The organism is Enterococcus sp. 7E2_DIV0204 (genome assembly GCF_002140855.1).
GTDB classification, from domain to species: Bacteria; Bacillota; Bacilli; order Lactobacillales; family Enterococcaceae; genus Enterococcus_L; species Enterococcus_L lemimoniae.
The window spans coordinates 43,876-52,706 of sequence record NZ_NGKY01000005.1; the positions used below are offsets into that span (position 1 = coordinate 43,876).

Annotated in this window: 9 protein-coding genes and 1 pseudogene; all 10 read left to right on the plus strand. The window is 35.7% G+C overall.

What is annotated here, in order from left to right; translation table 11 throughout:
* Nucleotides 1–20: 20 nt before the first annotated feature.
* Complete coding sequence (locus tag A5819_RS18495; protein WP_086282269.1) at nt 21–800, plus strand: hypothetical protein; 780 nt, start codon at nt 21–23, stop codon at nt 798–800.
* A gap of 372 nt (nt 801–1,172) precedes the next feature.
* Complete coding sequence (locus A5819_RS18500) at nt 1,173–1,457, plus strand: hypothetical protein (protein WP_086282271.1); 285 nt, start codon at nt 1,173–1,175, stop codon at nt 1,455–1,457.
* On the plus strand, nt 1,450–1,776 hold the full coding sequence (locus A5819_RS18505) for a hypothetical protein (RefSeq protein WP_086282273.1): 327 nt from the start codon (nt 1,450–1,452) through the stop codon (nt 1,774–1,776). The genes A5819_RS18500 and A5819_RS18505 overlap by 8 nt, the downstream gene beginning before the upstream one ends.
* Nucleotides 1,777–2,190, plus strand: a complete 414-nt coding sequence (locus tag A5819_RS18510) for a hypothetical protein (RefSeq protein ID WP_086282275.1) — start codon at nt 1,777–1,779, stop codon at nt 2,188–2,190.
* A 2-nt stretch (nt 2,191–2,192) separates the two neighbouring features.
* Nucleotides 2,193–3,410, plus strand: coding sequence for a MobP2 family relaxase (gene mobP2, locus A5819_RS18515; RefSeq protein ID WP_086282277.1), 1,218 nt, complete (start codon nt 2,193–2,195; stop codon nt 3,408–3,410).
* A gap of 26 nt (nt 3,411–3,436) precedes the next feature.
* Nucleotides 3,437–3,652 (plus strand): hypothetical protein, encoded by a 216-nt coding sequence (locus A5819_RS18520; protein WP_086282278.1) that lies wholly within the window; start codon nt 3,437–3,439, stop codon nt 3,650–3,652.
* Nucleotides 3,653–3,658: 6 nt separating this feature from the next.
* Entirely contained in the window at nt 3,659–5,296 is a 1,638-nt protein-coding gene (locus tag A5819_RS18525) for a toprim domain-containing protein (protein ID WP_086282280.1), read from the plus strand.
* A gap of 18 nt (nt 5,297–5,314) precedes the next feature.
* Nucleotides 5,315–7,537: a hypothetical protein gene (locus A5819_RS18530; RefSeq protein WP_086282282.1), complete on the plus strand. Its 2,223-nt coding sequence runs from the start codon at nt 5,315–5,317 to the stop codon at nt 7,535–7,537.
* A gap of 14 nt (nt 7,538–7,551) precedes the next feature.
* On the plus strand, nt 7,552–8,076 hold the full coding sequence (ssb, locus tag A5819_RS18535) for a single-stranded DNA-binding protein (RefSeq protein ID WP_086282284.1): 525 nt from the start codon (nt 7,552–7,554) through the stop codon (nt 8,074–8,076).
* 56 nt (nt 8,077–8,132) lie between these two features.
* Nucleotides 8,133–8,831: pseudogene (locus A5819_RS18540) on the plus strand (hypothetical protein); the annotation flags it as partial.

Genomic DNA, 8,831 nt, shown 5'->3' on the forward strand with positions numbered 1-8,831 from the left:
AGAAAGTGGAGGATTAAGAGATGAAAATTTTAGCAAATGTATTTTACGGATTGAAGGAAAGTTTTTGGTTTATGTCGGTTCTAACGGGGGTAGTTTTACTAGAAGAATTTTTCGTACTCGTGTTTTATAACTTTGCAAATTCGGCACATATTCCATTGACAAATTTTGATTTGTTTATGGAAAATATCTACTATTTAATTACGATCTTCTCATTATTTTCAGGCTTCTTCTTATTATTCATGGTTCATATTTGGAAAGTAAAGAGAGTGAGTTTATTGATTCTTGCCAACGGTATTGTGGCACTACTTGCAGCTTATTCAGGTGGTATGCATTTGGCTAAATTTGAAACATTGTTTTTTCTTACCTACAAAAGTGTAATCATTTCTTTTGTGTGTGCTGTTCTTTGTTCTGCCTTTTTCAGAGTGAGTATGAACAAGTTATTCCGACAACTCTTTACTCAAACGTTTCAAGATCGATGTGAATTGTATCCAGATGAAGACAACGTATTTTACAGGATCAAGCCTTTAAAAAAGGCGATTCGATTTTTTTACTCGAACTTTCGTATAAATAAAAAAATATACTTCTCTCCATTGAATTGGGAGCAACCATATGAATCATTTTCAGTTGAAACTGGTGATGATTCTCCTTTTAAAGTCCAACCAAAAGAAGTGATTAATGATCTAACAGGCGTGACGATTCGGTTCAAATATGTCCCTCAAAGTTTTAGATTTTATCCTCAATCATCAGTTGTAGTATCAATCAAAGAGCCAGTGTTATTAAATCAAAAAAATGAAAGATAGCTTGCAAGCAGTTTGCAAGCAAAAATTCAGAAACGTTGATATATAGACGTTTAGACGTGGTAAATTATTTCAAACATGTGCTTGCACATTTTAAGTTGTTGCAAGCACTCCTATTCAAATAAACGCTGTATCACATGATACGCAAGGGTTGAAGGGTGCTTGCACCTGTTTCCACACATTACGCATGTTATGTGGAATAACACTTAAAAAGTGGCGCCAGCCTAAACCAAGTCGCACTGCGACTTCAGACAACATTTGGCTGCAGGTTTCCCTTATGCCCTTCTCTAGCAAGCATGTATATTTCTTACTAAATTTTGCTCTTGTGGTAATTTTTAGTTTGATCAATAACTTAATCAAAAAAGGAATGATTCAATGAGTAATTCAAATGTTCGTATCCAAATTCGTAATAACAATAAAGAAACAGTCGCAAAAATCGATCGCTTGGCTTCACAAGCTAAGACAAGTAGAGAGGATTACTTGCGATCGTTACTTGTTCGTCACGCCGAAGGACAAGAGCTAATGGAACAACGATTTATGTATGAAGAACTGGTCGAGCGATTGACCAAAGCATTAGAAGTGTCAAACGAGATTACGGAAGCGGTCGTCAATGAACTACGTGATGTCAAATTAGAATTGGAGGGGATTCGCAGTGCGTGATCCTATCGCATTATATGTTCGTTACGCCTCTGATAATGACAAAATAAAGCAAGCTGTACATGCAGCATTAACGGAAAAACCCTCACAGAGTTTACGAGATATTGTGGAAGGTTGGATTGATGAAATTGATTCTCTGCAAAAGCAATTGGTTTCGCAACAACAAATTATCGATCGTTTAGATTTGCTGATCGATATCCATAATTCGTATATCATTGATAAAAATATTCATGCGGTTTATCCAACCAGTTTGAAAACGTCCGACATGATTCGTGGACTGGAGGACGATCGTTTTCGACGTTCAAAAAAAAGGAGTGAGTAAATGAGTAGAGAAATTCGTTTCCGCATTTCGGAGACAGATTCCACGTTTGATTGTCTGGCAGAGAGCCAAAACGAACACCCTGATTATTCCTACCGTGAATGTTTTAATACATTATGCGATGAGCTTGAAATGTACCGTTCATATTTCAAAGAGCCTGAACGATTGGCAGATTTGACCGTTCAAAAATTAAAGGAAGAGTATGATCCAATCTGGCGTGTTCGTTCCTATGCGACAGGAAAAAATGTTGAGATATTGATTGAAACAATGAATAGCTTATTACTTCAACTAGATGTAGAAGCAGTTATGACGAACAAGAAAAAAGCGACAGCGTTATCCTATGCTGAGACCGCCGTAAACGATCGCTTGCGAAAATTTCGTACACATGCACTTACTCAAAAAGGAAAGCGTGAGTAAGAATGGTCGGTATCGTTTACGCCAGTAAATTTATTGCAGGATCGAATCAAACGTTTCAAAAATATATTGACTACATTGATCGAAGTGAAGCGGTTCGGACAAGTCATGTACAAGAATTTAATATGATTGACTTTGATGGATACAATCATTACATGGGCAATCCTGAAAAAACGTCTGCCTTATTTTCCAGTTCAACGAATGCGTTGACGAATGGTCAGAAGCAGGAACTGAAACAACAGTTTGTTCAAGCACAAAAAAACGATAGTGTCATGTGGCAGGACGTGATTAGCTTTGACAATCAGTGGCTAGAGAAATATGGCTTGTATGATCCTGGAGCCAACACTCTTGATGAAACTAGGATTATGGACAGCGTTCGATCGTCTATGAAACAAATATTAGAACAAGAAGGTATGAGCCAATCTGCTATTTGGAGTGGCGCAATTCATTACAATACAGACAACTTTCATGTGCATATTGCCATTGTTGAGCCAGAACCAACACGAGAGTATGGAACATTTCGTAATAAAAAAACAGGTCAAACATACACAGCAAGACGTGGCTATCGTTCACAAACGTATTTGTCTGATTTTCGTTCTAAAGTTGCCAATCATTTAATTAATCGGGATCATACTTTAGGGAAATTAAACGAATTGATCCGACATAAGATTGGCTCTAAAGAGATTCAGTTTACAAAACTACCTGATCGTCATTTGAAAGCACAGATTGCTTCTATTCATACCAGACTTCCAAGAGATATGCGCCAATGGAAATATAATATGAACGGACTTCAAGAAGTACGTCCACAAATTAATACATTTATTTCTGATTATATTGATGCTTATCATTTTGACTCGATGGAAGAACTGAAGTTGTTGTTAAGAGAAGAAGCGATCTTCCGAAAAGAATTGTATGGTGATGGTGAAAAAACAAAAGGACAATGGGAAGATACAGAAAAAAATAAGCTCGATGAATTATATTCTTCATTAGGAAATACACTGTTAAAAGAATTGGCAGAAATTGAAAAAGTCGAGCGTGGCAACAAGAATGGCACAATGACTAGAAAAATTTCGTCGAAAAGTATGGAGCAATCTTCACATAGACGAACTTTAAGCGCCTTGAAACGAGCTTTTTCTCGTAACATGAAAGAAGCCCGATTGAATCAACTAGCCTACCAAAAAATGAAAAGAGAAAACGAGCAAGAAAATAGTCGATCACGATAAAAATTGAAAAAGAAAGTTGGGATCATATGGACAATGAAACAACAGAAAAAAGTGTGAATTGGGAAAAGCATTGGTTCACAGAACAAGAAATTATGAATGCACCTGTTGAAGAAAAAATTGATAAGTTAATGAATTTGACGAGTACAGAAGCTGTTAATGCAGGTTTTTCTCGTTGGCTCGATGAATGGCTGATCGATGTGTTGGAAGAAAATGGAGTGGTCGTTTTGGAAAAGGAGGAGTAACCTTTTATGAAAAAATCGTTTAGTAAAGACGAAATACAACAAGCTGCAACTATGTCAATTGTCAGTGTCATTGAATCGTTTGGGTTGCACTTAAAGAAAACGGGTAAAGCTTATTCCTATGGTGAGAATCACAAGCTTAGAGTGTATCCTGATTCAAATAGTTATTATGATTTTTCAACGGGTGTCGGTGGTGATCCAATCAATTTTGTACAACGTCATTTACAAACTAACTTTTCTGAAGCAATGAATTACTTGTTAAAAGGAGAATATACACAATCTGATTTTATTGAGCAACCAAAGGAAGATTTTCACTACTACTTCCCTCGTAACTCAGATACGAGTATAGGGAAAGATTATCTTATCAATGAACGCAAGCTAGATCCAATACTGGTCAACTTTCTTTTTGAAAAAGATCGAATCCGAATGGATAAACTGAATCAAATCATTTTCCCGTGGCAAAAAGACAACGTCATTGTTGGTGCAACGGTTCAAGGAACGACATATAATCCTGAAAAGTATCCTAGAGGGCGGTTTAAAGGTATTGCTAAAAATTCAGAGAGTAACTTCTCTTACAACATTTCTATTGGTAGACCAAATAAAATGTATGTGTTTGAAAGTCCAATCGACATGTTGTCCTATTGGTCAATGAATAAAGACTTGAGAGACGTGACATTCGTTTCAACAAATGGCGCAAAAGAAGCTGCCGTTTTTAAGACACTAGGGTATTTGGTTACGAATAAGTGTCAAATTAAGGATATCTATGTTTGTTCAGATAACGATCGTGTCGGGCAGCAATTTTATCAAAAATTAGATTTAGGTTATGAAAATCTTGCGTTCCATAAAGTGATTCCTGATGATCTAATGATTCCGACTGACTTAATGACGATGTATCAAAATGCTTTAGCAGAAAAAAATAGTACAATCGATGTGCGTATAATAGCTGCGATCCATAAAACAGAAACCAATTTATCGATGACAAACGAGCCAACTTCAAAAGAAGAGCTCGTTTTTTATTTTGGCAAAAAGTTGGCGAAGGACGAAAAACCGTCTGAATACACACCAGAAGCGATGAAAAAAAGAATTGAAATGCTTGTAGAAGATTTAGAATTTACTCGGATAGATTCGTATATCTCTATTAAAGCAGCACTTGAAAATCGTTTAAAAGAGACCAGGTCAGAAAAAGTGTTAGATCAAAGTTACCTTGATCGGATTGATGAGTATTACCAATTGTATTCAGAGATGGAAACATTGCTTGTTGGTACTCCAGTTAAAGACTGGAATGAGAAATTGCAGCAACTAACGGATCAGCGAGAGCAAGAACAAATGCAACAATCGCAGCAACAAGTGAAGCCAAATGTAAGAGAATCAAATCCGATCGTTTCTGATAAAGAAGGAACAGCTTATAAAAAACGATATGTAAATCAGGAACGCCAACAAGAAATTCGTGTAACAGGTACAGAAGATGAAGTGAAAGCAGATATTTTTCAGACTGGACAATATGCAGGATCGCTAGAACCGAGTAGTCCAGAGGAAATGGATCAATTGATTAAGAGCTATGGATTTAAAGCGATAGATAAAGAAGATGTTAAGAAATATTCTGACCAACGTTTAGATCAACAACAAGATGTAGAAATGGTGTTATAAGGAGGAATTGAACTAAGTATGATGGAAGAAAATTATTCTAATTTTTCAGTAATTTATAACTCGTTTAATATTCTAGAAAGGGAATATTTAAGAAAGCTGCATAGTGCAAAACAAGAAGAACAAATGAATCTGTTAGCAGAGAGTCAATCTGATAAAAAATATACACAAGGCACGAGGTTAAAGGAATTAGAAAAACAACTACCCTACGAACTAACGTCGAACGTAAAATCTCTTTACGATGATTATGTACAGTTACACTCAGATAATGCTGAGAATAATCTATTATATATAGAAAATTTTTCGTTCTTTTTAGAGCAAATTGATTCAAATCCAGAAGCCTTTTTAAAGAGTAGTGATCGAGAGAATCAACACGAAGATTCCACGGTTCAAAAAAGCTACGAGCCTTATGTAAAACCTGTATTATCTAAGCCGATTACACATACAATCGATGTACACAAAGCTCAAAAAAACTGGTTAAACAGGTATGTTGAATTAGGTAAGGAACAGGCAGAGCTGGTAAAACTAGATCAAGCTTACTTAGAACGAAACTTTTTTACTCGGCTCTGGAATCGTCGTAAAATAAATGACAATCAAAAATATCTTGTTAATTTATCTACAGTTGTGGAAGATATAGAATGGCAGCAATCTAATTATTTGCACAATCCTATTATAATCACCGCACAAACTGAGTTAGAAAATGACTTGGCACAGACGTTTATAGAAAGAGTAAATGATGCTTATTCTTCAAAAATTGATCAATTAGTATCAACGGTTACCTTAGAAAACTATGAAACTAGCACCCAACAATATAATCAAATAAAATCAGAACTATTTGCGTTGGAACAATGGCGTTTTAATAAAAAAGCTTCGTTTCCGAGCTTTTCTGAAACGGTTGAACGATTAGATTTATTGGCAGTTGATGTAGAGTCATTGGATAAAGAGGTTCTGGACTATTTATCTCTTGTAAAAACAGCTAGTAGTAAAGGTGAAACACAACTTAGTGAGGAACAGCTAACCCTTCTCGACTCAATGAACCTATCGTCATTGGGGCAAGTAAATGACGTGTTAGATCAATGCATGGGGGATTATGTTATGTCCATTAGTAACTTTGTAAAAGGCTATGACAAAGACGAACAGATTGTGAATAGAGCCGTAGATAAAATCAACCATTATTCTATTGATACAGAGTATATTAAAAATCGTCACGATCAATTGCTTCAAGAAGAGTTCAATAAATTTTATTTGTCGTCAAATGAGCGGGAAAAAGACTATTTGCATGAACTGAACAACAGAAATTTAGAAGTACGAGATAATATTGATATACCCAATGATGAGGATAAAAGCTACGTTCACAAAGAAAAATTAGAAACAGAATACAATGATTTATCAAGGGAGCAAGTAGAGTCAATTCGTCATGCATATAATCGTTATATTGGTTCGGATTCTACTATACTCAACAAAGATACGTTTCATGAGTACACAGCAGAATTAAATAAATCTTATAATACAAATTATGTTCCAGAAGAAATGAATCCTTTAGAACAACATTATACCCAGTCTGAATTAGATAAGATGGAAGAAAAGGTTATTGATGAAATAGATATTACTGATTCACCTTCCTTAGAGACGGATAGCAGTCCCTCACAAGAAGAAATTGACCAGATGGAGATGTCTTCTTCAAATAGGGAAATAGACCCTGTTATTAACGAACAGAGTACAAATGATAACGTTGAATCTTCAATGAGTATTATTGAAAAAGAATTGACTGCAGCACTTGAAACTGGAGACACAAAGAAAATTGCCGAAGTGAGGGCAAAATTGAATCAGCAGCGTTTAGATCAATTAACTCGACAAGCACTGGTTCAAAAGCAAGAACAACTCGCTCAAAAAGAATTAGCAGAGCAGCAAGCAAAAGAACAAGGAATCACTACCTACAAAGAGTATTTGACGACTGGTAAATTATCTGACGAACAATTACGTGACCTCGTTTCTCTAGATAGTTCTTTGTCAGAGCATGAGAAAGTGTCTTATCGACTGGAAGCATTAGAGCAAGTCAGTAAACAGGCACAAGGCACTTCTTTTGGTTCTTACAAAGAATTGTTAGAGTCCCTTAAATCAGATCCCTCTTTGATGGACGATTTTTTAGAATCTGAGTATTATCATATGTCTACTGCACAGACAATGGTCAAGCAACAAATGACTATACAGGAAAATGTAGCAGAATTAACCATAGAACAATAAGAGGAGGAACTTATATGATTAACAATGTAACATTAGTTGGACGACTAACGAAAGAACCTGATTTACGTTATACTTCTGGTGGAAATGCCGTCGCTACGTTTACGTTAGCGGTCAATCGTAATTTTACCAATAATCAAACAGGCAAGCGTGAGGCTGATTTTATTAACTGTGTGATTTGGCGCAAACCAGCAGAAACAATGGCTAATTACGCACACAAGGGAACGTTACTAGGAGTAGTGGGGCGTATTCAGACAAGACATTATGAGAATCAGCAAGGGCAACGTGTTTATGTCACAGAAGTTGTCTGTGAGAATTTTCAATTATTAGAATCACGTTCCGCTTCAGAGCAAAGACAAAGTGGTTCTGAGTATCAACCGAATACGAGTTATAGTGGTGGGAATTACCAAACACAAAATAACTCTAACCAGTCAACTTCTCAAACAAACAATAACGGAATGCCTGATTTTGATAGAGACTCTGACCTATTTAGTGGATCAAGTTCAACTATCGACATTTCAGATGATGATTTGCCGTTTTGAGTGCTCTAGCAGGTGAAACTCCTGACTTACTTAATAGTTGAAAGGAAATATCTTAAATGACAAATAACCAATTGAATCAAACGATTCTTACAAATATGCTAGATACTAAAAATAAGATTGAAAACGGTGCGCTTCTTAAGAAGCGTGCCTTTTTTATACAAAGTACCAACTTTCATGGATTATCAATGAACCATATTTTAGCGATTCATAGTCAAAATCCCGTAGCTACAGATTTACGTTCTTTTGATGAGTGGAAGAAAGTGAAACGTTCAATTACATTAGGTGAAAAAGCAACCTTTCTTTTAACAAACTATTCAGATAAACAATCAAAACGCATGGCGATGTTTGATATTTCGCAAACCACGGGTCAAAATTACAACGTCGATAAAACTGATGAGAAGATTTTAGGCGAAAGTTTAGCAATTCTATCAGAACAAGCGCTTGGTGATTTCTCAACTGTTGGTGACTATCTTCATGCTTATGTTCATGATTTTGCAGAGAAAGGATTACGGAATTATGATAAATTAACACAAGAAGAAAAAGGATATGTTTCTGTGGTTGGTGAATACACTTTATGCCAAACATTTGGTTTAAATAGACAAAAACAACAGGTGCTAACTCAATTAGAAAAAGATTTATTCGTCAATAATAATGTTCGCTTTATTCCAATTATCCAGGTTGGGAACAATATGAGTACCACTCTTATAAACTCTATTAATCAAGTACAAAATTTAGCTATAGAACAGCTAAAAGAG